We start from the raw sequence: 25502 nt of genomic DNA, 5'->3' as shown, positions 1-25502 counted from the left end.
CGCCGAACCGGCAAGGAGTCAGGCGCCACCGATCAACCCCTTGGGCCGGACCACCAGCACGCCGCTGAGCAGCACGCCGATCAGCACGATGCGCAGCGCCGCCGCCTGGGCCTGCATCTCGGTCGGCACCGTGGCGTCGATCAGCGCGCCGGACGCCGCCCAGATCGCCCAGACCACGATGCCGCCCAGGATCGCCCCCTTGTTGCTGCCGGACCCGCCGACCACCAGCATGGTCCAGACCTGGAAGGTCAGGATCGGCAGGAAATCCTCCGGCGCGATGAAGCCGACGAAGCTGGCGTACATGCCCCCGGCCAGCCCCATGACCATCGAGCCGATGACGAAGGCCTGCAGCCGGAAGGCGAAGGGGTGCTTGCCCAACGACTGGGCCGCCGCCTCGTCCTCGCGGATGCCGCGCAGCACCCGGCCCCAGGGGCTGCGCACCAGGATCTCGAGCAGGGCGTAGACCCCGGCCACCACCAGGATCGAGACGCCGAGGTAGAACAGGTTGAAGCCGAAGGGCGTGGCGAAGGCGCCGGCCAGGGGCCGCGGGATCGAGCCCAAGCCGAAGGCGCCGCCGGTCAGCGGTTCGAAGTTCAGCGCGATCAGCTGCACCGTGACGGCGATGCCGAAGGTGGTGATGGCGAGGTAGTCCTGGCGCAGCCGCAGGCTGGGGATGCCGACCACCAGCGCGGCGATGCCCGAGGCCACGACGGCGCCGATCCAGCCGACCGGCACCGGCAGGCCGAAGCCGCCGAGCGAGCTGGCATAGTCCGGCCCGGTCAGGATCGCGGTGGCATAGGCGCCGATGGCGAAGAAGCCGGCGACGCCGACATTGAACAGCCCGGTGACGCCCCATTGCAGGTTGAGGCCGAGGCAGACCAGCGAGTAGTTCAGCGCGATGACCAGGAAGAAGACGAGGTAGCCGGCCAGGCCCAGCAGGTCGGCGGTCATGCCCCGCGCTCCCCGAACAGCCCGGTCGGGCGGGCCAGCAGGATCAGGATCAGCACCAGGAAGGCGACGGCCTGACGGTATTCGGCGCCGATCAGCGGCACCGACAGGCTTTCCGCCAGGCCGACGATCAGCCCGCCCAGCACCGCGCCATAGAGGCTGCCGATGCCGCCGAGGATGGCGGCGGCGAACAGCGGCAGCAGCAGGTCGAAGCCCATCAGCGGCCGCACCTGCACGGTGATGCCGGACAGAACGCCGGCCAGGGCGGCCAGGCCGCCGCCGATCATCCAGGCCCAGCGCACCACGGCGCGCACGTCGATGCCGGAGATCCGGGCCAGCGCCGCATTCTCCGCCGTGCCGCGCATCGCCTTGCCCAGGAAGCTGCGGGTCAGGAACAGGTGCAGCCCGACCACGGTGGCGACCGCCACGGCCAGCACGAAGATCTGGTCCGGGGTGATGCGCATGCCCCCCAGCACGCTGCGCGGCAGGATCGGCAGGGCGATCTGGATGTCGCGGCTGAAATAATCGGGCTTCGGCCCCCACAGGAAGACCACCAGGTTGCGCAGCGCCAGGGCGGCGCCGAAGCTGGCGATGGCCAGGGTCATCATCCCGCCCTTGCCGCGCAGCCGGCCGAACAGCGCCCAGTCCAGCAGCACCGCCAGCCCGCCGGTCAGCACCATGGCGGCGGCCAGCGCCAGCAGCAGCGGCCAGCCGAAGGACAGCGGCCCGATATGCGCCCCGGCCCCCGCGCCCATCAGCCCGACCAGGGTCAGGGCGATGTAGGCGCCCCAGGTCAAGAGCTCGCCATGGGTGAAGTTGGCGAAGCGCAGGATCGACAGGGTCAGGGTCACCCCGATGGCGCCGAGGGCGACGGTGGAGCCGGTGACCAGGCCGTCGACGACATATTGCAGCATCACGCCACCCCCGCCGCGGCGCCATGGCCGAGATACAGCGCCTTAACCTCTGGCGCGTCCATCAGCCCGGCGGCCGGCCGCTCCAGCCGCTCGCGCCCGTCGACCAGGACATAGGCGCGGTCGGAGATGGCGAGCGCGGCCCGGGCGTTCTGCTCCACCAGCAGGATGGCGACGCCGAGGTCGCGCACCCGGCGCAGCATCTCGAACACCACCCCGACCAGCTTGGGCGACAGCCCGGCCGAGGGTTCGTCCAGCATCACCACCTTGGGGTCGGGAATCAGCGCCCGGGCCACCGCCACCATCTGGCGCTGGCCGCCGGACAGGCGGCCGGCCGCTTCCCGTCGCGCCCGAGCGAGGTCGGGGAACAGGGCGTATTGCGCGGCGATCCGCTCGGCCCGCCGGGCCCGCGGCAGGACACCGGCGGCGAGGTCGAGATTCTCCTGCACCGTCAGCCGGGCGAAGACGTTCTCGGTCTGCGGCACGAAGGCCAGGCCGCGGCGGACCATCAGCTGGGCCGGCACGCCGTCGATGCGCTGGCCGAACAGCGAGACCGTGCCGTCGCTGATTGGCACCAGCCCGGCGATCGCCTTGATCAGGGTCGATTTGCCGGCGCCGTTGGGCCCGAGGATGGTGACGATCTCGCGGTCGCCGAGTCGGATCGAGGCGCCCTTGACGATCGGCAGGCCGCGCTCGTAGCCGGCGACGAGGCCGCTGGCCTCCAGTGCCGCGGTCATGCCGCCACCCCGCCGAGATAGGCCTCGATCACCCGCGGGTCGGACTGCACCGCCTGCGGCCGGCCCTGGATCAACAGCCGGCCCTGGGCCATCACCACCACGGGGTCGCACAGCCCCATTACCAGGTCCATGTTGTGCTCAATGATCAGGATGGTGACGCCGTCGCGGTTCAGGGCGGCGATCTTCTCGACGATGGTGTCCAGCAGCGCCGGCGCCACCCCGGCGCCGGGTTCGTCGAACAGGATGACCGAGGGCTCGGCCACCAGCACCCGGGCCAGCTCCAGCAGCTTGCGCTGGCCGCCGGACAACACCCGGGCCGGGTCCTGCGCCAGCCGCGCCAGCCCGACGAAATCGAGGCACGCCATCGCCCGGTCGCGCAGCCGCCGCTCCTGCGCCCGCACCGCGCCCGGCGTCAGCCAGGCCCGCAGCACGGATTCGCCCAGCTGGCCCGCCGGTGCCAGCAGCACGTTGTCCAGCACCGTCATCTCGGGGAACGGGCGCGGGATCTGGAAGGTGCGGGCCAGGCCGGCCTTGAAGATCCGGTCGGCGCGCAGCCCGTCGATCCGGGTGCCGTCGAGCAGGATGCGGCCTTCGGTCGGCTTCATCGCCCCCGCGATCAGGTTGAACAGCGTGGTCTTGCCGGCGCCGTTCGGACCGATCAGCCCCGTGATGCGGCCGCGTTCGATCGACAGCGACAGGCCGTCGACGGCCCGATGCCCCCCGAACGCCTTGGACACGCCCTGCAGCTCCAGCATGCTCCCACCATCCGCCCCGCCGCCCTGTTCCGATCGCCCCGGCGCGTGATCCCCGATCTTCGCCGGGTTCGCGCCAGAAACGTGTTGAGTTGTGGATCGAATTGACCGAACGATCCTTCGGATGCAAGCACTCGGCGGATATATTCCCACTGAGTCCTTACGACCGAAAATGTTTTAGGTTTAGACTATCTCGATAGAAGATAATCGGAGTTGGCATGGTGCGCGAGATCCTATTTCGTGAGGCGCAGAGCGGCCTGTCGGCCCGCGCCGTCGCCCTGCCGGACAAGGCGCCGCAATCCTGCGAATTCCTCGGCGACCTGCTGTCGGGCGGCCCGGTGGCGATCCCGTCCCTGCACGCCATGTGGACCGGCCCCGAGATCTCCTGCCCGCTGCCGGAGGCGGAGATTCCCGCCGGCTGGGCCCATGCGGTGCTGCCGCCGGAAAACGCCACGATGTTCCCCGCCGCGGGCGACGTGATCCTGGCCTATGTGCCGCCGCGCGCCTGGGGCGGGGTGCCGCATGCGATCTTCGACATCGGCCTGTTCTACGCCCCCGGTGGCCGGCTGCTGCTGCCGGTCGGCTGGGTCGCAGGCTCCCTGGTCGCCCAGGTGGTGCCGGAGGACCTGGCCGACCTGCGCCGCGCCTGCGAGGAGATCCGGCGCACCGGCGCCTGCACCGTGACGGTCGAGGCCCTGGCATGAGCACCGACGACAGCTTCGAGCTCTATGATTTGAAGGTGGAGATCGTCGCCGGCGACCGGCCGATGATGGGCGAGTACAAGGCGGGCGACCATTTCATCCTGTCCGGCGAGATGATGACGCTGCCGCCGGGCCAGGGCTTCCCGATCTATGCCTTGGCCGCCCTGCTGCCGCTGCTGCCGGCCAAGCAGCGCGAGACCCATCCGCATGACTGGATGACGACGGACACCGAGATCGCGTCGCCCGACCCGAATTGCGGCGCCCGCTTCCGCATCACCCGGCTGGGCAAGCGCCGCTTCCGCCATTCCGAGACCACCGCCGTGCCGCTGGAGAAGAACCGGTGACCGCCGAGACCCGCGAGATCGCCCCGGGCTACACCATCTCCCGCATCCTCAAGGGTGGCTGGCAGCTGGCCGGCGACCACGGGCCGGTCGACCCAGCCGAGGCGATCGCCGGCATGGCCGCCTTCGTCGATTCCGGCATCACCACCTTCGACTGCGCCGACATCTACACCGGGGTGGAGGAGATGATCGGCGCCTTCCTGGCGCAATACCGCCGCGACCGCGGGGCCGAGGCGGCACGGCGGATCCGGGTCCACACCAAATTCGTGCCCGACCTGGAGCGGCTGGCCACGATCGACCGCGGCTACGTCGCCTCGATCATCGACCGGTCGCTGCAGCGGCTGGGGGTCGAGCGGCTGGACCTGGTGCAGTTCCACTGGTGGGACTATGCCGCGCCGAACTATGTCGAGACCGCGCAATGGCTCGACGAGCTGCGGCAGGCCGGCAAGATCGAGCTGGTCGGCGGCACCAATTTCGACACCGATCGCCTGTGCGAGATCCTCGACGCCGGCGTGCCGGTCCGCACCATGCAGGTCCAGTACTCGCTGCTCGACACCCGGCCGGCCAAGCGGATGGCGAAGTTGGCCGCGGCGCACGGCATCGCCTTCCTGTGCTACGGCACCCTGGCCGGCGGCTTCCTCTCGGAGCGCTGGCTGGGCCAGCCCGACCCCGGCATGACCATGACCAACCGGTCGCTGATCAAGTACAAGCTGGTGATCGACGACATCGGCGGCTGGGACCGGTTCCAGGCCCTGCTGGCGGCGTTGAAGCGGATCGCCGACCGGCACGGCACCACCATATCAGCGGTGGCGGTACGGGCGGTGCTGGACCGGCCCGGGGTGGCCGGCGCCATCGTCGGCGCCCGCACCGCCGCCCATCTGCCGCAGACCTTGGCCGCCTTCGGCCTGGCGCTGGACGCCGCCGACCGCGCCGAGCTGGACGCCGTGCTGTCACGCCTGACGCCGCTGGAGGGCGATGTCTACACGCTGGAGCGCGATCGCAGCGGCCGGCACGGCCGGATCATGAAGTACAACCTCAACGAGGATGCGGCATGACCGAGGCGACCGGCGACCGCTGCCTGGCCGAGATCGACGACCTGCACCGCTTCTTCCAGCGCTGGCTGGGCGACACCGCGGCCGAACCGGTGGAATTCGGCCGGTTCGAGGCCGCCATCGCCCCCGACTTCATGCTGGTGACGCCGGAGGGCGCCGTGCTGGACCGCGCCGCCGTGGCCGACGGGCTGCGCCGGGCGCGCGGTGCCCACGCCGATCCGGCCCACCCGTTCCGGATCGAGATCCGCAACGCCGCGATCCGCGTCGCCCTGCCCGGCGGCTTCCGCCTGTGCATCTATGATGAATGGCAGCGGATCCGCGGCGCCGAACGCACCCGCCGTTCGACGGCGCTGCTGGAGGTCCGTGACGACCGGGTGCTGTGGCGGCACCTGCAGGAGACCTGGGCGGAGCCGACGTCCGCGACCTGACCACCCCCAGGCCGGCCGATCCAACGAGCCGGTCGCGTTCAACCACAGGAGGCTTTCATGCATTTTCGGAAAATCCTTTCAGGTTCCGTGTTCGCCGCGGCGGTGCTGCTGCCCGGCCTGGCCGCGGCGGAGTGCACGGTCGAAATCGGATCGGTGCTGTCGCTGACCGGGCCGGCAGGCCCGTTCGGCCAGGCGGCGTCGAAGTCGATCGAGATGGCGTTCCGCGACATCAACGACGCCGGCGGCGTGATCGACGGCTGCAAGCTGACGGTCGATTTCCGCGACAGCCAGACCCAGGGCACCGTCGCGGTCGACGGCGCGCGGCAGCTGGTCGACCTGAAGAAGGTGCCGGTGATCATCGGCGCCATCATCTCCTCGGACTCCATGCCGATCCTGACCACGGTGACCGGCCCGTCCAAGGTGGTGCAGATCTCGCCCGCCGCCTCCTCCCCCAGCTTCACCGAGGTGGCGCGCAAGGGCGACACCGGCGGCTACTGGTTCCGCACCATCACCTCGGACGCGCTGCAGGGCGTGGCGGCGGCGAAATACGCCATGGATCTCGGCCTGGATTCGCTGGCGGTGATCCACGTCAACAACGATTTCGGCGTGAACATGCTGCGCGAGTTCCAGAAGTCGTACGCGGCGCTGGGCGGCAAGATCACCAGCGTCACCCCCTACAACGCCAGCCAAGCGTCCTACCAGGCGGAGGTCACGGCCGGGCTGGAGGGCGACCCGAAGGGGCTGTACCTCATCGCCTATCCCGGCGACGGCACCACGGTGGCGCGCACCTGGATCAGCCAGGGCGGGCCGGCCAAGTTCCTGCTGAACGACGGCATGAACTCGGCGGAGTTCATCAAGGACGTCGGACCGCAATACCTCAACGAGGCCTACGGCACCTCCTCCGGCACCACCAAGACGGCGTCGACCGAGTATTTCTCGACCCACTACGACGCCTTCACCGAGAACAAGTTCGACTGGCAGGCCCCGGCCGCCGACCGGGCCTATGACGCCGCCGCCATCATCGGGCTGGCCATCGCCAAGGCCAAGTCGAAGGAGGCGATGGCGATCCGCGACAGCATCCGCGCCGTGCTCGACCCCAAGGGCGAGGAGATCCATGCCGGGCCCGAGGGCTTCAAGAAGGCGCTGGCCCTGATCGCCGAGGGCAAGCCGATCCGCTATGTCGGCGTGATCGGACCGGTCGCGTTCGACGAGTACGGCGACATCACCGGCCCGTTCCGCGAATGGCAGATCAAGGACGGCGTGGTGGTGACCACCGGCGAGATCTCGGCCGCGGAGATCGACAAGCTGAAGGCCGGGATGAAGTGAGCCCGAAGCTTATGCCAGGCAAGCCAGCCCCTCTGAGTCCCCCCTCCCCTCGCGGGAGGGGGTTAGGGGGAGGGGGTTCGCGCCGCCGATCAGGCCCCATGGCCAAGCCGGCCCCGGCTGAGGCACCCCCCTCCCCCTACCCCCTCCCGCAGGGGGAGGGGGGACTTCTTTCTTCGCCGCCCGGGCGGTAGACATGCCCCCCGAAACCTTCGACCGGTCGCTGTGGCACGCGACCGGGGGCAGCCGCGTGGCGACCCCGCCGCTGGACGAGGCGATTGCCACGGATGTCGCCGTGGTCGGCGGCGGCATCCTCGGCGTCTCCACCGCGCTGCACCTCGCCGAGGCCGGCACCTCCGTGGTGCTGGTCGAGGCGCGGGAGATCGGCTGGGGCGCCTCGGGCCGCAACGGCGGGCTGGTGGTGCCGCACTACGCAAGGCTGGGGCCGGCCGACGCCCGGGCCGCCCTGGGCGAGGACCGCGGCGACCGGCTGTCCGCCCTGCTGGGCGGCGGCGCCGAGCTGGTGTTCGACCTGGTCCGACGCCACCGCATCGCCTGCGATCCGGTGCAGGCGGGCTGGCTGTGCCCCGCCCATGCACCGTCGCGCCGGGCCGGGCTGGAGGGCCGGCTGCGGCAGTGGCAGGCGCTGGGCCGCGACGGGCTGGACCTGCTCGATGCCGCGGCGACCGAGGCCATGACCGGCATGCCGGGCTATCACGGCGCCCTGCTCGACCGCTCCGGCGGCCATCTCAACCCGCTGGCCTATGTCCGCGGACTGGCGCGGGCGGCGATGGCGGCCGGCGCCCGGATCGTCCAGGACACGCCGGTGACGGGGCTGCGAAGGGACGGCGACCGCTGGCATCTCGACACCGAGGGCGGCGGCCGGATCAGCGCCGGCCGGGTGCTGTTGGCGACCAATGCCGGGCGCGGCACGCCAGCGCCCGGCATCGCCGCCGGGGTGGTGCCGCTGCATGTCTACCAGAGCGCCACGGCGCCGCTGCCGCCGGAGATGCGCGGCCGGGCGCTGCCGGGCGGCCAGTCGCTGTCGGACACCCGCGCCGACCTGTTCTCGCTGCGGCCGGCTGCCGGCGGCCGCCTGGTCACCGGCGGCATGGCCAGCCTGCAGCTCGGCGCGCTGGAGCGTATCCAGCACCGTATGGCGCAGCGGATCGGGCGTTTCGTGCCCGGCCTGGTCGTCGGGGGATTCGAGCACCAATGGCACGGCGTGGCGTCGGTGACGCCGGACCTGCTGCCGCGTTTCTGGCGGGTCGGGCCCGGCGCCCTGGCGGTTACCGCCTGCAACGGCCGTGGCATCGCCCTGAACACCGCCCTGGGGCCGGTCCTGGCACAGCACCTCTCGGGCGCGATCGACGAGGTGGCGCTGCCGGTGCCGGTGACCGACCCGCAGCCGCTGCGCTATCCCCGCCTGTCGGCCGCGGCGCCCGGCGCGATGCTGCTGTTCGCCGGGCTGCACGACCGGTTGGCGCGATGACGGGGCTCCCCCGGCACCCTCTTTTCTGTCATTGCCCGGCTTGACCGGGCAATCCAGGGGCCATCGAGAGCGGCTCTTGGTGGCCCCTGGATCCTCGGGTCAAGCCCGAGGATGACATTGGAAAGAAGGGCGGCGAGCCCCCTACAGCTTGTACGCCGCCTTCGGCAGCCGGTAGGCCAAGTCGACCGCGACCTCCGCCGCCTCGTCCTCGTACAGCCGGTGTTCGGCGACCAGCTGGGCGAGGTAGCGGCAATCGATCCGCCGCGCCACGTCGTGCCGGGCCGGGATCGACGGGAAGGCCCGGGTGTCGTCGTTGAAGCCGACGGTGTTGCCGAAGCCCGCCGTCTCCGTGGCCAGCTCGCGGAAGCGCAGCATGCCTTCCGGGCTGTCGTAGAACCACCAGGGCGGGCCCAGCCGTAGGCAGGGATAATGCCCGGCCAGCGGCGCCAGCTCGCGCGAGTAGCTGGTCTCATCCAGCGTGAACAGGATCACCGTCAGGTCGCGCTCGTTGCCGAAGCGGTCGAGCAGCGGCTTCAGCGCGTGGACATAGTCGGTCCGGGTCGGGATGTCGGCGCCCTTGTCGCGGCCGAACTCGCGATACAGCGTCGGGTTGTGGCTGCGGAACGAGCCGGGATGGATCTGCATCACCAGCCCGTCCTCAAGGCTCATCCGCGCCATCTCGGTCAGCATCTGGCCACGGAACAGCTCGGCGTCCTTCGGCTCGAACCGGCCGGTGACGATCTTCTCGAACAGCGTCACCGCCGGCACCGGGTCGAGATCGGCCGTCGCCGCGGTCAGGTGGCCATGGTCGGTCGAGGTCGCGCCCATGCTCTTGAAGAAGCCGCGGCGCTGCTGCAGGGCGGCGAGGTAGCCGCGCCAGGACAGCGTGTCCTCGCCGGTGATCTCGCCGAGTTTGTCCAGTCCGGCGCGGAAGCCCTCGAACTCCGGGTCGACCACCGGGTCGGGGCGGAACGCCGTCACCACCCGTCCGCTCCAGCCGCTGTCGCGGATGGCGCGGTGGTGGTCGAGCGGGTCGAGCGGCGATTCCGTGGTGGCGATGACCTCGAGGTTGAAGCGCTCGAACAGCTTGCGCGGCCGGAACTCCGGCTTCGCCAGGCAGTCGGCGATGCGGTCGTAGATGCGGTCGGCGCTGGCCCGCGTCAGCCGCTCCTCGACCCCGAACAGGGTCTCGAAGGTGTGGTCCAACCACATCCGGGTCGGGGTGCCGCGGAACAGCGGCCAATGTTCGGCGAAGCGGCGCCAGATCGCGCGCGGGTCGGTTTCGACCGGGCCGCCGTCGCGCCGCGGCACGCCGAGATCCTCCAGCCGCACACCCTGGCTGTACAGCATGCGGAAGATGTAGTGGTCCGGGATGATCAGCAGCGACGCCGGGTCCGCGAACGCCTCGTTCTTCGCATACCAAGCCGGGTCGGTGTGGCCGTGCGGGCTGATCAGCGGCAGGCCGGCGACCTCGGCGTAGAGGCGGCGGGCGATGCCGCGCTGGACCGGGTCCGACGAAAACAGGCGGTCCGGATGCAGGCTCATGCGACGGCCTTCGGCTGCGGGCGCCAGTCGGCGTATTTCGGATGGTCGGGACGGATCGGCAGCTCGACCGTGCGGCCGGTTTCGGCGGAGGCGAACAGCGCCGTCACCAGCTCCAGCGACCGACGGGCGTCGTCGAGCGTGACCGGCAGCGGCCCGCCGCTTTCCAGCGCCGCGTGGTAGCGGCCGAGCTGGCCGGCGAAGCGCGACGGCACCGGGTCCCAATCGGCCAGGGCGCCTTCGATCCGCTCCGCCACCTCAGGCGAGGCCGGGATGATCTGCCACGGAGCGTCGCCCGGCGCATAGGGCTTCAGCCCGCTTTCGAAGGTGACGTTCTCGAAGCAGAAGCGCAGCCGGCTGATCTCGACCTGCGAGCCGAGGGTGGCGGCGAGCGAGACCAGCGAGCCGTCGGCCATGGCCAGGCTGGCCACGGCGCAGTCCTCGACCTCGATCGGGTTCACCCGCGTCGTGGTGCGGGCGAAGACCGAGGCCACCGGCCCCAGCAGATACGTCATGATGTCGTGCGAATGGATGGCGTGGGTCAGCAGCACGCCGCCAAACTCGGTCTCCAGCTTGCCGCGCCAGGGCACCGAGTAGTATTTGGCGCCGCGGTTCCAGGCCGTCTCCACCGTCGCCAGGTAGTGCTTGCCGGCGATGCCGGCATCGACGATGCGCCTGGCCTTCTGCAGCCCGTCGCCATAGCGGTACTGGAAGATCGGCATCACCCGGCCCGGCGCTGCGGCCTCGGCCTTGGCGACGCGGTCGAGATCGGCCAGCGACCCGACCAGCGGCTTCTCGCAGATCACCTGCTTGCCGGCCGCGAGCGCCGCCAGGATCTGGTCGAGATGCACCCCGGGCGGGGTGCAGATGTCGATCACCTCGATCTCCGGCATCGCCAGGATCTCGTCGAAGCGGTTGGTGCGCACCGGCACGACGAAATCGTCGCCGACCGCGGACAGCCGCTCCGAGTCCAGGTCGCAGATCGCCTCGACCCGGAACTTGTCGGGATGGGCGGAATAGCCTTCGGCGATGTGGCCGCGGCCGATGCCGAGGCCGACGACGGCGACGTTGCGGATCGCCATGGTCAGATCCTCCGCCGCAGGAAGGTCGCGTCGGAGGCTTCCGCCATTTCCTGGGCCTGCAAAGCCAGCTCCATCGCCTTGAAACAGTGTTCCTGGGTCATCGCCGTCTCGGTCCGGTTCAGCACGTCGGCCACCAGCTGCCGGCCGAAGGGCAGTTCGACCGCGCTGCAGTCGATCCGCTGCATGCCCTTGCCGTCGACCAGGATCAGGTGGTCGGCGCCGGGCTGGCCGGTCGGGTCGACATATTTGCGCAGCTCGATATAGCCCTCGGTGCCGAGGATGGTCAGCCGCCCGTCGCCCCAGGTCGGCAAGCCATCCGGGGTGAACCAGTCGATCCTGATATAGCCGGTGGCGCCGGGGCTGCGCAGCAGCGCCTCGCCGAAATCCTGCAGCTCCGGCGTGCCGGGGTTGCCCCGGTTGGCGACCGCGGCCGAGGCGACCTCGACATCCAGCGTGCCGGCGAAGAACAGGAACTGCTCGAACTGGTGCGAGGCGATGTCGGTCAGGATGCCGCCGTAGCGCGCCCGTTCGAAGAACCAGCCCGGGCGTGACGGCGCGTTCAGCCGGTGGGGGCCGAGCCCGACGGTGTTGATCACCGTCCCGATGGCGCCGGCCTGCACCAGTTCGCCCGCCTTGACAGTCGAGCGAGTCTGGAAATGCTCGGAGTAGCAGATCGAGTAGATCCGGCCGGTCTCGGCCTGCACCCGCCGGACCTCGGCGAGCTGGTCGAGCGTGGTCATGCCCGGCTTGTCCGAGAGGTAGTCCTTGCCGGCCCGCATCACGGCGATGCCGAGCGGCGCGCGGTCGGCCGGGATGCCGGCCGAGGTGACCAGCGCGATCGTCGGATCCTCCAGGATCGCGCGGGGGTCGGACACCCGCTTTGCCTGGGGATAGCGGGCCTGGAACGGCACTGCCAGATCCTCCTCCGGCGCATGGAAGGCGACGAAGGTACCTCCGGCGTCGAGCAGGGCGTCGACCTGGCCGAAGATGTGGTTGTGGTTGATGCCGATGGCGGCGAAGCGGATGGTCATCAGGGGATCCCGGATCAGCGTTTGAGGCCGGTGGTGGCGACGCCTTCGATCAGCAGGCGCTGGAAGAACAGGAAGAACGCGAACACCGGCAGCAGGGTCAGCACGGACATGGCGAACAGCCCGCTCCAGTCCGACTTGCCGGTCGAGTCGACGAAGGTCCGAAGGCCGAGCTGGACCGTGTAGGACCCCATGTCGTTGATGTAGATCAGGGGCGCGAAGAAGTCGTCCCAGGTCCAGATGAAGGAGAAGATCGCCGCGGTCGCCAGCACCGGGGTCGACAGCGGCATGATGATCTTCCAGTAGATCTTCCAGGCGCTGCAGCCATCCATCATCGCCGCCTCGTCCAGCTCACGCGGGATGCCGCGGAAGAACTGCACCATCAGGAAGATGAAGAACGCGTCGGAGGCGAGGTATTTCGGCACCACCAGCGGCAGGAAGGTGTCGATCCAGCCGAGCTGCTGGAACAGCACGTATTGCGGGATCAGCGTGACGTGGTAGGGCAGCATCAGCGTGCCCAGCATCAGCGCGAACCAGAAGTTGCGGCCGGGGAAGCGCAGCCGGGCGAAGGCGAAGGCGGTCAGCGAGCAGGCCAGCACGTTGCCGATCACCGACAAGACCGAGATCACCGCCGAGTTCCAGAAGAACCGGCCGAAGCTGATGTCCAGCCCGCTCCACCCCCTGATATAGGCGTCGAGGCTGAAGCTGGACGGCCACAGCGAGGTGGTGGTGAAGATCTGGCTGTCGTCCTTGAACGAGCTGGAGAGCATCCACAGCAGCGGATACAGCATTGCCACCGAGGCGATGCAGAGCAGGATGTGGATCAGCAGCGACCGCGACCACGGCCGGCGCGCGGCCCCCCCGAGAGCGAGATCACTCATCGTAATGCACCCAGTAGCGTGCCGTCAGGAACGAGAAGGCGGTGAACAGCGCGATGATCACGACCAGCACCCAGGCCAGCGCCGAGGCGTAGCCCATGCGGAAATAGGCGAAGGCCTCCTGGTAGAGATACAGCGTGTAGAACAGGGTGGAGTCGACCGGCCCGCCGGTGCCCTCGCTGATGATGAAGGCCGGGGTGAAGGCCTTGAACGCCTCGATCGTCTGGATCACGGCGTTGAAGAACACCACCGGGGTCAGCAGCGGCAGGGTGATCCGCCAGAATTTGTGCCAGGGCCTGGCCCCGTCGATCGCCGCCGCCTCGTACAGGTCGCGCGGGATCTGGCGCAGGCCGGCGAGGAAGATGATCATCGGCGACCCGAACTGCCAGACGCTGAGGATCATGATGGTCGACAGCGCGTAGTTCGGATTGGAGATCCAGCTGGGCCCGTGGATGCCGAACGGCTCCAGCAGCTGGTTGATCAGCCCGTTGCCGGCGAAGAGCTGGCGCCACAAGACCGCGATGGCGACGCTCGCGCCCAGCAGCGACGGCAGGTAGAACATCGCGCGGTAGATCGGCAGCCCGGCGATGCCCTTGTTCAGCAGCATCGCCACGCCCAGCGCGAAGCCCAGCTTCAGCGGCACCGAGAACAGCACGTAGAGGAAGGTCACCTTCATCGAGGCGAGGAACTTCGGATCGGCGGTGGCGATCCGGACATAGTTCGCCGCCCCGACCCAGTGCGGATCCTGCAGCAGGTCGAAATCGGTGAAGGAGAGGTAGAGCGAGACCAGGATCGGACCGGCGGTCAGGCCGATGAACCCGATCAGCCACGGGGTCAGGAACAGATAGCCGGCAAGGCCCCGCGACGACACCCGTCGCGATCGCCGCGTCCGCCCCACCTGCCCCGCCGCCTGAACCGCCACTGTCATGGGATCACCCGCGATCGAGAATGCTGTTGGCTTCGTCGACGAACTGCTTGGCCCCGTCGGCCGGCGACGCCTGCTCGAATCCGACCTGCTCGTTCACCCGCTTCAGCAGGAAGGAGATCTCGCCCGCGCCCTTGGGCGCCGACGGCGGCAGGGGGCCGACCTTGTCGGTGATGAAGGCGATGTAGTCGAGCGCGATCTTGTTCTGCGCGTCGAGCGTCGGCCCCACCACATCGCGCAGCGCCTTCGAGGCCGGGACTCCGCGCTCGACGCCCAGCGCCTTTCCCGCCTCCGGGTCGGTCACGTAGTAGTTGACCACGCGCACCGCCTGCTCCGCGACCGTGCTGCGGGCGCTGATGCTCCACAGCATCGACGGCTTCAGGTACTGGCCCGGCTTCGCGCCCGGCCCGCCGCTCGGCTGCAGGGTCATGTCCAGCTTGGACTTGACCAGCGCCTGATGCGCCACGAGCTGGTTCGAATTGGTGCTGATGGCAGCCGCCTTGCCGAGGGCGAGCATGCTGCTCTCCGGCGCGTTCTTGTCCAGCGCCTGGACATCGGCCGGCGGCACCGCGCCCTTCTGGCGCAGCCCGTGCCAGAAGCCGAACCAGTCCTCCATGTCCTTCACGTCGAAGCCCAGCCGGCCTTCGGCGGTGTAGAGAGACTTGCCGCGCTGGCGGGTCCAGCAGTCGAGCGACGGCTCGACGCCGCCGGCATCCTGCATGCCCCAGTAGCCCGGCTTCTTCTGGGCGACGGCGAGCGACCAGTCGGCCCATTGCGTCCAGCTCCAGTCCCAGGACGGAACCTCGACGCCGAGCTGCTTCACCGCCTCCGCGTCATAGACGAAGGCGGTCGAATTGTTGCCGAGATTGATGCCGTAGAGCTTGCCGTCGACCCGGCCGCAATCGATCGAGGGGCCGCCGAAATCGTCGATCTTGAGGATCGACGGCATGTACTCGTCGAGCGGCAGCAGCGCGCCGCGCCGGGCGTATTCGACGATGTAGCGGTAGTCCATCTGGATCAGGTCGGGCGCGTTGCGGCCCGCAGTCTGGGTGGCCAGGCGCGGCCAGTAGTCGGGCCAGCCCAGATTCTCGCCGGTGATGCCGACGCCGGAATGCCCGGCCTCGTAAAGCCTGTTGACCGTGTTGGTCCGGTCCGCCCGCTCCTTCGAACCCCACCAGAACATGCGCAGGCGCGTGTCCTGGGCCCAGAGCGGCCGCGGTACGCCCGTCAGCGCCAACCCGGCCGCGGCGCCCCCCGCTGTGAGAATCTGCCTGCGGTTCATGCGCAGCGTCGCCATTCGTTTCCTCCTTGAGCTGGCGCCCTTCTTGGCGAGGGCGGCCGCAAAGAATGAACGGCCGGTTCTCCGGCCTTGGGTTAGGCCCCGGATGGGGGGGCCGGCGAGGCGATGTTATAACCAGTTGGTTACAAGCTAGATCGATGCGATGATGACTGTCAACCCGAACCCCGACGGCATTGTTCCCGCTGCCGCCGGCTGTGACCGAGGCCCCAGATCCGTGAGCATCACCGAAGACCCGCCCGCCCCTCCGACCCGCCCGCCCGCAGCCAAGGCCGTGCGCGACCCGGAACGCACCAGCGCGGCGATCCTGGCGGCCGCGGTCAAGGAGTTCATGGACAAAGGCTACAGCGGCGCGCGGATCAATGAAATCGCCAAGCGCGCCGGCGCCAACAAACGCATGCTGTACCATTATTTCGGCGACAAGGAGGCGCTGTACCTCGCCGTGCTCGAGGGCGCCTATGTCGCCATCCGGTCGGCCGAGAGCAAGCTGCACCTCGCCGATCACGACCCGGTGGAAGGCGTCCGCGAGCTGGCCCTGTTCACTTGGCGCTACTTCATCGAGCACCCGGAATTCCTGAGCCTGCTGCAGACCGAGAACATGATGAAGGCCCGCCACCTCAAGCGGTCGGCGCGGATCTTCGACCTGCATTCGCCGCTGGTCGCCGTGATCTCGGACCTGCTCAAGCGCGGCGCGGCGACCGGCGTGTTCCGGGCCGACGCCGACCCGGTGAAGGTCTATGTCAGCATCGCCTCGCTGGGCGCCTTCTACCTGTCGAACCGCTACACCCTGTCGACCATCTTCCGGCGCGAGCTGACCGAGACCAAGGCGCTGGCCGAATGGGGCGACCACATCGCCCACATGATCCTGGCCTCGCTGCGGCCCTGATCCGGCGCACCGCCCTCTTGACGAAAGGGTCGATCCGTGATGCGGTAGTAACCAATTGGTTACAATCACGGCCGGGATGAACGCCCCGGCCGCATCGGGAGGGAAGACCGGAATGGCCACCCAGCGCCTCGGCATCATCATGCACGGCATCACCGGACGCATGGGCTACAACCAGCATCTGGTGCGGTCGATCTGCGCCATCCGCGACCAGGGCGGCGTGGTGCTGCCCAACGGCGACAAGGTGATGCCCGACCCGATCCTGGTCGGCCGCAACGCCGAGAAGGTCGAGGAGCTGGCGAAGCGCCACGGCATCGCCCGCTGGACCGCCGACCTCGGCAAGGCCCTGGCCTCGCCCGACGACACCGTGTTCTTCGACGCCGGCTCGACCCAGATGCGGACCGAGCTGCTGAGCCGCGCCATCGACGCCGGCAAGCACATCTATTGCGAGAAGCCGATCGCCGAGACCCTGGCGGATGCGACCTCGGTCGCCCGCCTGGCCACTGCCCGCGGCATCCGCCACGGCGTGGTGCAGGACAAGCTGTACCTGCCCGGGCTGCAGAAGATCCGCATGCTGCGCGATGCCGGCTTCTTCGGCCGGATCTTCTCGGTGCGCGGCGAGTTCGGCTACTGGGTGTTCGAGGGCGACTGGCAGGCGGCGCAGCGGCCGAGCTGGAACTACCGCAAGGCCGATGGCGGCGGCATCATCCTCGACATGCTGTGCCACTGGCGCTACGTGCTGGACAACCTGTTCGGCGAGGTCAAGTCGGTCAGCTGCCTCGGTGCCACCCATATCCCGGAACGGGTGGACGAGGGTGGCCGCCGCTACGACGCCGATGCCGACGACGCCGCCTATGCCACCTTCCAGCTCGAGGGCGGCGTGGTCGCCCACATCAACTCCTCCTGGGCGGTGCGGGTGCGGCGCGACGACCTGGTCACCTTCCAGGTCGACGGCACCCATGGCTCGGCCGTGGCCGGGCTGACCCGCTGCTACACCCAGCACCGGGTGAACACGCCGCGCCCGGTGTGGAACCCCGACGTGCCGCAGACCATGAAGTTCCTCGACCAGTGGGAAGAGGTGCCGGACAACACGGTCTACGACAACGGCTTCAAGGCGCAGTGGGAGGATTTCATCCGCCACGTCGTCGCCGGCACGCCGTGGAAATACGATCTGTGGCAGGGCGTCAAGGGCGTGCAGCTGGCCGAGGCCGGGCTGCAGAGCTGGGCCGAGCGGCGCTGGGTCGACCTGCCGGCGCTGGAGCGCTGAGCCATGGCCGCCCTCACCCTTCCCCGCAACGGCGGCGGTCTCGAAAGCTACAGCATCCGCAACGCGCCGCTGCCGATGCCGGCACCGGGTAGCGCCCCCGCTTTCAACCGGGTCGCCTATGCCGCGGCGCATGTCGTGGCCGACCCGCTGGCCGACAACGACCCCTGGCTGGACATCGCGGTCGACTGGGACCGCACCCTGGCCTTCCGCCACTATCTCTGGGACCTCGGGCTCGGCATCGCCGAGGCGATGGACACCGCCCAGCGCGGCATGGGGCTGGACTGGCCGACCGCCAAGGCGCTGATCGGCCGGGCCCTGGCCGGGGCGAAGGAGCGGCCGGGGGCCGTCATCGCCTGCGGCGCCGGCACCGATCATTTGCCGCCCGGCCCCGGCGTCACCGTCGCCGACGTCATCGCCGCCTATGAGCAGCAGATCGAGGCGGTGGAAGGCCTGGGCGGCCGGGTGATCCTGATGGCCAGCCGGGCCCTGGCCGCCGTGGCCAAGGGACCGGACGACTATGCCAGGGTCTATGGCCGGATCCTGGCCCAGGTGAAGCAGCCGGTGATCCTGCACTGGCTGGGCGAGATGTTCGACCCGGCCCTGGCCGGCTATTGGGGCGATGCCGACCATAACAGGGCGATGGACACCTGCCTGGCGGTGATCCGCGACAACGCCACCAAGGTCGACGGCATCAAGATCTCGCTGCTGTCGAAGGAGAAGGAGATCGCGATGCGCCGCCGCCTGCCGCAGGGCGTGCGCATGTACACCGGCGACGACTTCAACTACGCCGAGCTGATCGCCGGCGACGACCAGGGCTATTCCGACGCGCTGCTGGGCATCTTCGACGCCATCGCACCGGCGGCCTCGGCCGGGCTGGCCCGGCTGGCGGCCGGGGACGAGGCCGGGTTCCACGCCATCCTGGCGCCGACCGTGCCGCTGAGCCGTCACATCTTCAAGGCGCCGACCCGCTTCTACAAGACCGGGGTGGTGTTCCTGGCCTATCTCAACGGGCTGCAGGACCATTTCCTGATGATCGGCGGCCAGCAGAGCACCCGGTCGCTGCCCCATCTGGCCGAGCTGTTCCGCCTGGCCGACGCCGCCCGCGTGCTGCGCGATCCGGACCTCGCCGCCCAACGCATGCGCAAGGTGCTGGCCGTGGGCGGGGTGGAGTGAGGCCGTGACCGCTCCCCGCCTGCGCGTGGTCGAGGCCCGGCTGCGCGAGCGGCCGGTGCGGTTCCGGCTGCCGTTCCGCTTCGGCGCCACCACGGTGACCGGGGCGCCGCAGGCCTTCCTGCGGCTGGTGGTCGAGACCGCGGACGGACGCCGCGCCGAGGGCCAGGCCGCCGAGCTGCTGGTGCCGAAATGGTTCGACAAGGACCCGGCCCTGACCGAGGCGCAGAACTTCGACCAGCTGCGCCGGTCCCTCGCCATCGCCGCCGGGCTGCATCGCGACGCGGCCCCAGCCTCGGCCTTCGCCCTGCACACGGCGCTGGAGCCGCGCCAGCACGCCGCCTGCGCCGCCGAGGGCCTGGGCGGGCTGCTCGCCTCCTTCGGCCTGGCCCTGTTCGACCGCGCCATCCTCGACGCGCTGTGCCGGCTGGAGGGCACCGACTCGGTCACCGCCGTCCGCACCAACCGCATGGGCCTGGACGCCGCCACCGCGCCTGACCTGGCCGAGTTCGACCTCGGCCTGTTCCTGGCCGGGCTGTCGCCGGCCGAGACCCTGCACGCCCGCCACACCATCGGCCTCGCCGACCCGATCACCACCGCCGAGATCCCGGCCGCCGAGCGGCTGGAGGACGGCCTGCCGCAGAGCCTGGAGCAGGCGGTCGCCGCCTATGGCCACAGCCACTTCAAGCTGAAGCTGAGCGGCCGGGCCGATGCCGACCTCGACCGGCTGGGCCGGATCGCCGCGGTGCTCGACACCCTGCCCCATTATCGCGCCACGCTTGACGGCAACGAGCAGTTCGCCGAGGCCGGCCCGGTGGTCGAGTTCTGGGACCGCTTCGCCGCCGACCCTCGCCTGGCCCGGCTGCGCGCCGCCGTGCTGTTCCTGGAGCAGCCGATCGCCCGGGCCCGCGCCCTGGCCGAACCGATCCATGCCTTGGCGGAGCGCGTGCCGGTCGAGATCGACGAATCCGATGCCGAGATCGGCGCCTTCCCGCGGGCCCGGGCGCTGGGCTATCGCGGCGTGTCGTCGAAATCCTGCAAGGGCGTCTACCGCGCGCTCTTGAACCGCGCCCGGATCGCCAAGTGGAGCGCCGAGAGCGGCACCCGCTTCTTCCTGTCGACCGAGGATCTGACCACCCAGGGCGGCGTCGCCCTGCAGCAGGACCTGGTGCTGGCCGCGCTGGTCGGCGCCGGCCATGTCGAGCGCAACGGCCACCACTATGTCGACGGCATGGCCGGCGCCCCGGCGGCCGAACAGCAGGCCTTCCTGGCCGCCCACCCCGACCTCTACGCCGCATCCGGCGGCCGCACCCGACTGAGCATCCGCGGCGGGCGCCTGGCCATCGGCTCGGTGCTGGCCGCGCGCGGCCTGGGCACCGCCATCACCCCCGACTGGTCGGCGATGGCCGACGGACCGACGGAGATCTGATCCATGGCTGAAGGTCTGTCGATCAACCTCGCCACCACCCGCATGCAATGGGACATGCGCCAGGCGGCCGAGGCCTGCCTGACGCACGGCATCACCGCGATCGCGCCGTGGCGCGACCAGGTGCAGAAGATCGGCCTGGGCGAGGCCGCCCGCATCGTTCGCGACAACGCTTTCCAGGTCACCGGACTGTGCCGCGGCGGCATGTTCCCGGCCGGCGACCCCGAGGCCCGCAAGGCCGCGATCGACGACAACCTGCGCGCGGTCGACGAGGCGGCGGCGCTGGGCGCCGACTGCCTGGTGCTGGTGGTGGGCGGCCTGCCGGCCGGATCGCGCGACATCGCCGCCGCCCGCGAGATGGTGGCCGACGGCATCGCCGCCATCCTGCCGCATGCCCGGGCCAGCGGCATCCCGCTGGCGATCGAACCGCTGCACCCGATGTACGCCGCGGACCGCGCCTGCGTGAACACGCTGAAGCAGGCGCTGGACATCTGCGACCTCTTGGGCGACGGCGTCGGCGTCGCCATCGACGTCTACCATGTCTGGTGGGACCCGGAGCTGATGCCGCAGATCGCCCGGGCGGGCGCGGGCGGCCAGATCCTGGCGCACCACATCTGCGACTGGCTGGTGCCGACCACGGACCTGCTGCTGGACCGCGGCATGATGGGCGATGGGGTGATCGACCTGCGCGGCATCCGCGCCGCGATCGAGGCCGCCGGCTATGCCGGGCCGCAGGAGGTCGAGATCTTCTCGGCCGAGACCTGGTGGAAGCGCCCCGGCGACGAGGTGCTGAAGACCTGCGTCGAGCGCTACGAGACGCTCTGCACGCTGTAACCGGACATGTTGTGAGAGAGGCGAGGATGGGCGAAGGCAAGACGAGGGTCGCGCTGATCGGAACCGGCCATCGCGGCGCCGGAACCTGGGGCAAGGAATTGCTGGCCCAGGTCGGCGACGTGGTCGAGATGGTCGGGCTGTGCGACCAGAACCCGCTGCGGCTGGAGCGGGCGCGGGCGGCGATCGGCGTCGACGCGCCGGTCTTCACCGATCTCGGCGCCATGCTGCGCGAGACCCGGCCGGACCGGCTGATGGTGTGCAGCCGCGACAGCGCGCATGACGACCACATCGTCCAGGCGCTGGAGGCCGGGGTCGACGCCATCACCGAGAAGCCGATGACGACCACGGCGGAGAAGTGCCGCCGCATCCTGGAGGCGGAGAAGCGGACCGGCCGCCGGGTCGACGTCACCTTCAACTACCGCTACGCCCCGACCTCGCGGCGGATCAAGCAGTTGCTGCTGGAGGGCGCGATCGGCGAGGTCGTGTCGGTCGACTTCCACTGGTATCTCGACACCAAGCATGGGGCGGACTACTTCCGCCGCTGGCATGCCTACCGCGCCAATTCCGGCAGTCTGTTCGTGCACAAGGCGACCCACCATTTCGACCTGCTGAACTGGTACCTGGCCTCGGAGCCCGAGGAGGTGTTCGCCCGCGGCGAGCTGCGCCACTACGGCCGCAAGGGCCCGTTCCGCGGCACCCGCTGCAAGACCTGCCCGCATGCCGGCGAATGCGACTTCCACATGGACCTCGCCTCCGACGCCTGGCTGACCATGCTGTACGAGGACCCGTCGCGCGAGGACGGCTATATCAGAGACGCCTGCGTGTTCCGCGAGGACATCGACATCCCCGACACGATGAGTGCGGCGCTGCGCTACAAGAACGGCGTCCAGGTCTCCTACTCGCTCAACACCTTCATGCCGATCGAGGGCCACCACCTGGCCTTCAACGGCACCAAGGGGCGGATCGAGGTGCGACAGTTCGAGCGCCAGCCCTGGGCCACGCCGCCGGCCGACGAGATCCTGCTGATGCGCAACTTCGGCGCGGTCGAGCACATCTGGGTGCCGCAGGAACCGGGCGGCCATTGGGGCGGCGACCCCAAGATGCAGGCGATGCTGTTCCGGCCGGGAATCGAAGACCCGCTGGGCCTGCGCGCCGACGCCCGCGCCGGCGCCCTGGCGGTGCTGTGCGGCGTCGCGGCGCTGGAGAGCATCGACACCGGCCGCAGCGTCGCGGTGGCCCCGCTGCTGGCGGGGTGATCCCACTCCGGCTCTTCCCGCCCGGCCGGTTTTCGGCCACCTTGCCGGCCCAGGGGGGAAGCCGCGTATGAGTCATCTCGAAACCAGGCGGGGCGGGCGCGCATGAGCCCGGCTGCCGACACCGCCGCGTCGCGCGCCGGCGCCCCGCTGCTGGGGCTGCTGCTGCTGTGCTCGTTCCTGTGGGGCACCGGGTATCTGCTGACCAAGGTGCTGGCGGTGGAGTTCGCGCCGATGCCGCTGACCGCGATCCGCGGCGTGATGGGCGGCGGGCTGCTGGCGCTGTGGCTGCTGGCGCGCGGGCAGAACATCCTGCCGCGCGGCCGGGAATGGCGCGACTGGCTGGTGCTGGGCATCTTCCAGGGCATCATCCCGAACACGCTGACCGCCTATGCCCTGGCCGACACCACCGCCGGGCTGGCGGTGCTGATCGCGGCGTCGAGCCCGCTGATGGTGGCGGTGCTGGCGCATCTGCTGTTCCCCGACCAGAGGCTGACCGGCCGGCGCGCCGGCGGCGTGCTGGTCGGTTTCGCCGGCATGGCCATCCTGCTGGGCCCCGCCGCCTTCGCCGACAGCCCCGGCGGGCTGTTCGGCCCGCTGGCGATGGCGGTGACCGCCGCCAGCTACGCCATCGGCGTGATCTATGTCCGCGGCATCCCGGCGCCGCAGCCGGTGCGGCTGGCGCTGGGCCAGCAGCTGTTCTCCGGCCTGCCCAGCCTGGCGATCGTGCTGGCCGTCACCGGCCCGTCCGCCTTCGCCGCGGTGCCGGCCCATGCCGCCGAGCTGGCGGCCTTCGGCATCTTCGCCACCGCGGTGCCGATCGCGCTGTACATGCAGATCCTGCGCATCGCCGGCCCGACCTTGGGGTCGATGAACGCCTACCTCACCCCGGTCTGGACCCTGCTGCTGGGCCTCGTCGTGCTGCACGAGCCGGCGGGCCCGCGCGAGATCCTCGGCGGCCTGGTGGTGCTGGGCGGCATCGCCATCGTCTCCTCGGCCAACCGCCGCCGACGCGCCGCGGCCTGAGGGCCGGCTCTCCCCCTCACCCTCCCGGCCCAAGCGGGCCGGGCCCCTCCCTCTCCCCAAGGAGAGGGGAGAGGGGGTGGCCCCGCCCTATCCGTCACCCGGTGTCTGGAGCGTCCGGGGCGTCCAGGGCCTTCGGTTTGAAGCCATAGACCATCGGGCTGAGCCCAAGCGACCGGCAGAGGCGGTGGGCGGCGGTGGCGATGGTCTCGGTGTCGAGCATCTCGACCGCATCCGCCTCCTGCAGCCGCACCGCCAGCCCGGCCCGGAGCCCCGGGATCCAGGCGGGATCGGCGCATTCCGCAAAGTCGCGCTCGACCGCGGCGGTCACCGCCTTCCGGCGCTTGGCCCGGATCGCCTGGATCTCCGCCGGGCTGCCCGCCGGCCGCCTGGGGCGCGGCGTGGCCGGCCATTCCTCGCCGCGCCAGCGCTGCCAGGTCTCGGACAGGCCGAGGCCGCAGGCCACCCCCGCCATCACCGACCCCACCGGCCGGTCCTCGACCTGGACATCCTGGTCCTCGTAGAGCCCATCGACCCGCTCCTCGAGATCATCCTTCAGGGCGTTGAAGCGGCCCTCATCCTCGATCTCCTCGCAGATCATGTCCTGCAGGGTGTCCTGGACCTCGTCGCGGTGGCGGTCGCGGCGGGCCTTGCGGGCGGCCAAGCGGTCGGGGGTCTCGGCCCGGTCCTGGGCGCACAGCTTGTCGGCGGCGCGGGCGCGCTGGGCCAGGGATTGGTGCACCGTGCGGGAGAAGCGGGTGAAGGCCAGCCCGGCCTCGCGCGCCTCGGCCCTCGCGGCCGCGGCCTCGTCGGTCCCGGGCGCCGCGGCCCTCACCTGGGCCTGGGCGTCGAGGGCACGGGCGCCCTCGCCCCTGACCAGCTGCAGGCTGATCTCGGCGATCTCGGTGAGCATCTCCATCTGCTGCAGCGCGAGGCTGCGGCAATGGGCCTGGATGTCGAAACCTTCTGGTGGCGTTTTCATGGAACGTATCATGAACGAGTCGTTCCGCTTAACACAATGCACATTGTGTTAATGCCGATTGCCTCTCCTCCCCGGGCTTGACCCGGGGATCACGGGAGAGGTCGGAGACGCGAAGCGGCTCCGGGTGAGGGTTCTTTGTCGAGGCCTGGGCCGGCCCTCACCCGGTCTCGCTACGCGAGCCCGGCCTCTCCCGCCTGGCGGGAGAGGCAATCTGAACGTTGCCTGGCTTCCCGTCCCAGCCCCCCGCCCCATGCCGTCAGCCCCCGAGTTCCGCCACCATGAGGTCGATGAAGCGGCGGACCCGGGGTTCCAGCAGGCGCCGGCTGGGATAGATCGCGAGGATCTCGACGTCCCCGGCGTCGAGGCCGGGCAGCAGGTGCCGCAGGCGGCCGGCGGCCACGTCCCCCGCCACCAGGAAGTCCGGCAGCAGGGCGAGGCCGAGCCCGGCGACGGCGGCGTCGCGCAGGGCTTCGCCGCTGTCCAGCCGCAGCCGGCCGCTGCCCTGCACCCGGGCCCAGCCGCCGTCGTCGTCGCGGAACCGCCAGATGTGGCTGCGGCCGCGGCTGCGGAAGATCAGGCGGTCATGCCGTTCGAGGTCGTCGATGCCGGCCGGTTCGCCGCGGGCGGCGATGTAGGACGGCGCGGCGCACAGCACCGCCCGGTGCCGGCCCACCACGCGGGACACCAGCCGCGAATCCGAAGTCGCGCCCCCGATCCGCACCGCCAGGTCGAAGCCCTCCTCGACGATGTCCGCCCTTCGGTCGGTGAAGCTGACCTCGACCTGAAGCTCGGGCCAGGCCGCGAGATACCGCGCCAGCAGCGGCAGGATGACCATCCGCCCGAAAGCGTCCGGGACGGTGAGCCGCAGCAGCCCGCGCGGCGTGCCGGCATTCCCGGCCACGCTGGCCTCGGCCTCGTCGACCGCCGCCAGGATGCGCTGCCCCCGGTCGTAGAACACCCGGCCCTCATCGGTGAGGCTGAGCGTCCGCGTCGTGCGGTTCAGCAGTCGGGCGCCCAGCCTGTCCTCCAGCCGGCCCACCGCCTTGCCCGCCGCCGACCGGGTCAGGCCCATCGCCTGCCCGCCGGCGACGAAGCTTCCGGCATCGACCACCGCCAGGAAGACCAGGACCTCGTTCAGATTCGCGCGCAGTGCCATGTCGCCTCGGGGATCATCAGGAACCGTCGTCGTGTCAGTGTAGAATCCTGTTCGCCAATTGACACCCTATA

The 25502-nt window shown here is 70.3% G+C and carries 25 protein-coding genes; 13 read left to right on the top strand and 12 right to left on the bottom strand.

What is annotated here, in order from left to right:
- Positions 1 to 18: 18 nt before the first annotated feature.
- The 4 genes from E9232_RS08335 to E9232_RS08320 are packed head-to-tail and all read right to left on the bottom strand — an operon-like array spanning position 19 to position 3351.
- Positions 19 to 951 carry a branched-chain amino acid ABC transporter permease gene (locus E9232_RS08335; RefSeq protein ID WP_309793329.1) on the bottom strand — a complete coding sequence of 311 codons (933 nt, stop codon included), beginning with the start codon at positions 949 to 951 and terminating at the stop codon, positions 19 to 21.
- Positions 948 to 1862, bottom strand: a complete 915-nt coding sequence (locus tag E9232_RS08330) for a branched-chain amino acid ABC transporter permease (RefSeq protein ID WP_309793328.1) — start codon at positions 1860 to 1862, stop codon at positions 948 to 950. Before E9232_RS08330 ends, E9232_RS08335 begins: the two co-directional genes overlap by 4 nt.
- Positions 1862 to 2596, bottom strand: coding sequence for an ABC transporter ATP-binding protein (locus E9232_RS08325; protein WP_309793326.1), 735 nt, complete (start codon positions 2594 to 2596; stop codon positions 1862 to 1864). The genes E9232_RS08330 and E9232_RS08325 overlap by 1 nt, the downstream gene beginning before the upstream one ends.
- Positions 2593 to 3351 (bottom strand): ABC transporter ATP-binding protein, encoded by a 759-nt coding sequence (locus tag E9232_RS08320; protein WP_309793324.1) that lies wholly within the window; start codon positions 3349 to 3351, stop codon positions 2593 to 2595. Before E9232_RS08320 ends, E9232_RS08325 begins: the two co-directional genes overlap by 4 nt.
- A 215-nt stretch (positions 3352 to 3566) precedes the next feature.
- On the opposite strand from E9232_RS08320, the gene E9232_RS08315 reads away from it, so the two are divergent.
- The 6 genes from E9232_RS08315 (at position 3567) to E9232_RS08290 (ending at position 8685) form a co-directional block, all read left to right on the top strand.
- The gene (locus tag E9232_RS08315; RefSeq protein ID WP_309793322.1) at positions 3567 to 4052 is read left to right on the top strand and encodes a DUF3830 family protein; all 486 of its coding nucleotides are present in this window, start codon (positions 3567 to 3569) and stop codon (positions 4050 to 4052) included.
- Entirely contained in the window at positions 4049 to 4393 is a 345-nt protein-coding gene (locus E9232_RS08310) for a TIGR04076 family protein (RefSeq protein ID WP_309793321.1), read from the top strand. Before E9232_RS08315 ends, E9232_RS08310 begins: the two co-directional genes overlap by 4 nt.
- Positions 4390 to 5445 (top strand): aldo/keto reductase, encoded by a 1056-nt coding sequence (locus E9232_RS08305; protein ID WP_309793320.1) that lies wholly within the window; start codon positions 4390 to 4392, stop codon positions 5443 to 5445. The genes E9232_RS08310 and E9232_RS08305 overlap by 4 nt, the downstream gene beginning before the upstream one ends.
- Complete coding sequence (locus E9232_RS08300) at positions 5442 to 5870, top strand: DUF4440 domain-containing protein (RefSeq protein WP_309793318.1); 429 nt, start codon at positions 5442 to 5444, stop codon at positions 5868 to 5870. Before E9232_RS08305 ends, E9232_RS08300 begins: the two co-directional genes overlap by 4 nt.
- A gap of 57 nt (positions 5871 to 5927) precedes the next feature.
- Positions 5928 to 7196, top strand: a complete 1269-nt coding sequence (locus E9232_RS08295) for an ABC transporter substrate-binding protein (RefSeq protein ID WP_309793317.1) — start codon at positions 5928 to 5930, stop codon at positions 7194 to 7196.
- 193 nt (positions 7197 to 7389) lie between these two features.
- On the top strand, positions 7390 to 8685 hold the full coding sequence (locus tag E9232_RS08290; RefSeq protein ID WP_309793315.1) for an NAD(P)/FAD-dependent oxidoreductase: 1296 nt from the start codon (positions 7390 to 7392) through the stop codon (positions 8683 to 8685).
- 141 nt (positions 8686 to 8826) lie between these two features.
- Here the strand turns inward: E9232_RS08290 and uxaC are convergent, their stop codons facing one another.
- From uxaC to E9232_RS08260, 6 genes are read right to left on the bottom strand one after another with little or no spacing between them, the layout of a single operon-like run.
- On the bottom strand, positions 8827 to 10230 hold the full coding sequence (gene uxaC, locus E9232_RS08285) for a glucuronate isomerase (RefSeq protein WP_309793314.1): 1404 nt from the start codon (positions 10228 to 10230) through the stop codon (positions 8827 to 8829).
- Positions 10227 to 11309, bottom strand: coding sequence for a Gfo/Idh/MocA family protein (locus E9232_RS08280; RefSeq protein WP_309793313.1), 1083 nt, complete (start codon positions 11307 to 11309; stop codon positions 10227 to 10229). Before E9232_RS08280 ends, uxaC begins: the two co-directional genes overlap by 4 nt.
- A 2-nt stretch (positions 11310 to 11311) precedes the next feature.
- A complete protein-coding gene (locus E9232_RS08275) occupies positions 11312 to 12340 on the bottom strand; it encodes a Gfo/Idh/MocA family protein (RefSeq protein ID WP_309793312.1) in 1029 nt (342 codons plus the stop codon).
- 14 nt (positions 12341 to 12354) lie between these two features.
- Positions 12355 to 13218, bottom strand: coding sequence for a carbohydrate ABC transporter permease (locus tag E9232_RS08270; protein WP_309793311.1), 864 nt, complete (start codon positions 13216 to 13218; stop codon positions 12355 to 12357).
- On the bottom strand, positions 13211 to 14143 hold the full coding sequence (locus tag E9232_RS08265; RefSeq protein ID WP_309793310.1) for a carbohydrate ABC transporter permease: 933 nt from the start codon (positions 14141 to 14143) through the stop codon (positions 13211 to 13213). The genes E9232_RS08270 and E9232_RS08265 overlap by 8 nt, the downstream gene beginning before the upstream one ends.
- A gap of 4 nt (positions 14144 to 14147) precedes the next feature.
- Positions 14148 to 15437 (bottom strand): ABC transporter substrate-binding protein, encoded by a 1290-nt coding sequence (locus tag E9232_RS08260; protein WP_309793309.1) that lies wholly within the window; start codon positions 15435 to 15437, stop codon positions 14148 to 14150.
- Positions 15438 to 15654: 217 nt separating this feature from the next.
- Between E9232_RS08260 and E9232_RS08255 the strand changes: the two genes are divergently transcribed.
- The 7 genes from E9232_RS08255 to E9232_RS08225 all read left to right on the top strand — a co-directional run bounded on the left by E9232_RS08255 (position 15655) and on the right by E9232_RS08225 (position 23296).
- A complete protein-coding gene (locus E9232_RS08255) occupies positions 15655 to 16323 on the top strand; it encodes a TetR family transcriptional regulator (RefSeq protein ID WP_309793308.1) in 669 nt (222 codons plus the stop codon).
- A 112-nt stretch (positions 16324 to 16435) separates the two neighbouring features.
- Entirely contained in the window at positions 16436 to 17587 is a 1152-nt protein-coding gene (locus E9232_RS08250) for a Gfo/Idh/MocA family protein (RefSeq protein WP_309793305.1), read from the top strand.
- A gap of 3 nt (positions 17588 to 17590) precedes the next feature.
- Positions 17591 to 18760, top strand: a complete 1170-nt coding sequence (locus E9232_RS08245; RefSeq protein ID WP_309793304.1) for a dihydrodipicolinate synthase family protein — start codon at positions 17591 to 17593, stop codon at positions 18758 to 18760.
- A 4-nt stretch (positions 18761 to 18764) separates the two neighbouring features.
- Positions 18765 to 20186 carry an enolase-like domain-containing protein gene (locus tag E9232_RS08240; protein WP_309793303.1) on the top strand — a complete coding sequence of 474 codons (1422 nt, stop codon included), beginning with the start codon at positions 18765 to 18767 and terminating at the stop codon, positions 20184 to 20186.
- A gap of 3 nt (positions 20187 to 20189) precedes the next feature.
- On the top strand, positions 20190 to 21017 hold the full coding sequence (locus tag E9232_RS08235; protein ID WP_309793302.1) for a sugar phosphate isomerase/epimerase family protein: 828 nt from the start codon (positions 20190 to 20192) through the stop codon (positions 21015 to 21017).
- Between the two features lie 26 nt (positions 21018 to 21043).
- Positions 21044 to 22273: a Gfo/Idh/MocA family protein gene (locus tag E9232_RS08230; RefSeq protein WP_309793301.1), complete on the top strand. Its 1230-nt coding sequence runs from the start codon at positions 21044 to 21046 to the stop codon at positions 22271 to 22273.
- A gap of 102 nt (positions 22274 to 22375) precedes the next feature.
- On the top strand, positions 22376 to 23296 hold the full coding sequence (locus tag E9232_RS08225; protein ID WP_309793298.1) for a DMT family transporter: 921 nt from the start codon (positions 22376 to 22378) through the stop codon (positions 23294 to 23296).
- Between the two features lie 94 nt (positions 23297 to 23390).
- On the opposite strand, the gene E9232_RS08220 is transcribed toward E9232_RS08225, so the two are convergent.
- Both E9232_RS08220 and E9232_RS08215 read right to left on the bottom strand, forming a co-directional pair.
- Positions 23391 to 24275: a hypothetical protein gene (locus tag E9232_RS08220; RefSeq protein ID WP_309793297.1), complete on the bottom strand. Its 885-nt coding sequence runs from the start codon at positions 24273 to 24275 to the stop codon at positions 23391 to 23393.
- Between the two features lie 256 nt (positions 24276 to 24531).
- Positions 24532 to 25431, bottom strand: a complete 900-nt coding sequence (locus E9232_RS08215; RefSeq protein ID WP_309793295.1) for a LysR family transcriptional regulator — start codon at positions 25429 to 25431, stop codon at positions 24532 to 24534.
- Between the last annotated feature and the right edge of the window lie 71 nt (positions 25432 to 25502).

This window comes from Inquilinus ginsengisoli (assembly GCF_031453975.1).
Classification (GTDB): Bacteria; Pseudomonadota; Alphaproteobacteria; order DSM-16000; family Inquilinaceae; genus Inquilinus; species Inquilinus ginsengisoli_A.
The sequence above is the reverse complement of the archived record's forward strand: the minus strand, read 5'-3'. Positions and strand labels throughout refer to the sequence as shown.

Coding starts and splice junctions, on each gene's coding strand:
- E9232_RS08230 (WP_309793301.1), top strand. CDS start 21,044: ATGGGCGAAGGCAAGACGAGGGTCGCGCTGATCGGAACCGGCCATCGC.
- E9232_RS08265 (WP_309793310.1), bottom strand. CDS start 14,143: ATGACAGTGGCGGTTCAGGCGGCGGGGCAGGTGGGGCGGACGCGGCGA.
- E9232_RS08270 (WP_309793311.1), bottom strand. CDS start 13,218: ATGAGTGATCTCGCTCTCGGGGGGGCCGCGCGCCGGCCGTGGTCGCGG.
- E9232_RS08300 (WP_309793318.1), top strand. CDS start 5,442: ATGACCGAGGCGACCGGCGACCGCTGCCTGGCCGAGATCGACGACCTG.
- E9232_RS08260 (WP_309793309.1), bottom strand. CDS start 15,437: ATGGCGACGCTGCGCATGAACCGCAGGCAGATTCTCACAGCGGGGGGC.
- E9232_RS08250 (WP_309793305.1), top strand. CDS start 16,436: ATGGCCACCCAGCGCCTCGGCATCATCATGCACGGCATCACCGGACGC.
- E9232_RS08315 (WP_309793322.1), top strand. CDS start 3,567: ATGGTGCGCGAGATCCTATTTCGTGAGGCGCAGAGCGGCCTGTCGGCC.
- E9232_RS08235 (WP_309793302.1), top strand. CDS start 20,190: ATGGCTGAAGGTCTGTCGATCAACCTCGCCACCACCCGCATGCAATGG.
- E9232_RS08220 (WP_309793297.1), bottom strand. CDS start 24,275: ATGAAAACGCCACCAGAAGGTTTCGACATCCAGGCCCATTGCCGCAGC.
- E9232_RS08215 (WP_309793295.1), bottom strand. CDS start 25,431: ATGGCACTGCGCGCGAATCTGAACGAGGTCCTGGTCTTCCTGGCGGTG.
- E9232_RS08295 (WP_309793317.1), top strand. CDS start 5,928: ATGCATTTTCGGAAAATCCTTTCAGGTTCCGTGTTCGCCGCGGCGGTG.
- uxaC (WP_309793314.1), bottom strand. CDS start 10,230: ATGAGCCTGCATCCGGACCGCCTGTTTTCGTCGGACCCGGTCCAGCGC.
- E9232_RS08290 (WP_309793315.1), top strand. CDS start 7,390: ATGCCCCCCGAAACCTTCGACCGGTCGCTGTGGCACGCGACCGGGGGC.
- E9232_RS08280 (WP_309793313.1), bottom strand. CDS start 11,309: ATGGCGATCCGCAACGTCGCCGTCGTCGGCCTCGGCATCGGCCGCGGC.
- E9232_RS08310 (WP_309793321.1), top strand. CDS start 4,049: ATGAGCACCGACGACAGCTTCGAGCTCTATGATTTGAAGGTGGAGATC.
- E9232_RS08330 (WP_309793328.1), bottom strand. CDS start 1,862: ATGCTGCAATATGTCGTCGACGGCCTGGTCACCGGCTCCACCGTCGCC.
- E9232_RS08245 (WP_309793304.1), top strand. CDS start 17,591: ATGGCCGCCCTCACCCTTCCCCGCAACGGCGGCGGTCTCGAAAGCTAC.
- E9232_RS08225 (WP_309793298.1), top strand. CDS start 22,376: ATGAGCCCGGCTGCCGACACCGCCGCGTCGCGCGCCGGCGCCCCGCTG.
- E9232_RS08320 (WP_309793324.1), bottom strand. CDS start 3,351: ATGCTGGAGCTGCAGGGCGTGTCCAAGGCGTTCGGGGGGCATCGGGCC.
- E9232_RS08275 (WP_309793312.1), bottom strand. CDS start 12,340: ATGACCATCCGCTTCGCCGCCATCGGCATCAACCACAACCACATCTTC.
- E9232_RS08325 (WP_309793326.1), bottom strand. CDS start 2,596: ATGACCGCGGCACTGGAGGCCAGCGGCCTCGTCGCCGGCTACGAGCGC.
- E9232_RS08335 (WP_309793329.1), bottom strand. CDS start 951: ATGACCGCCGACCTGCTGGGCCTGGCCGGCTACCTCGTCTTCTTCCTG.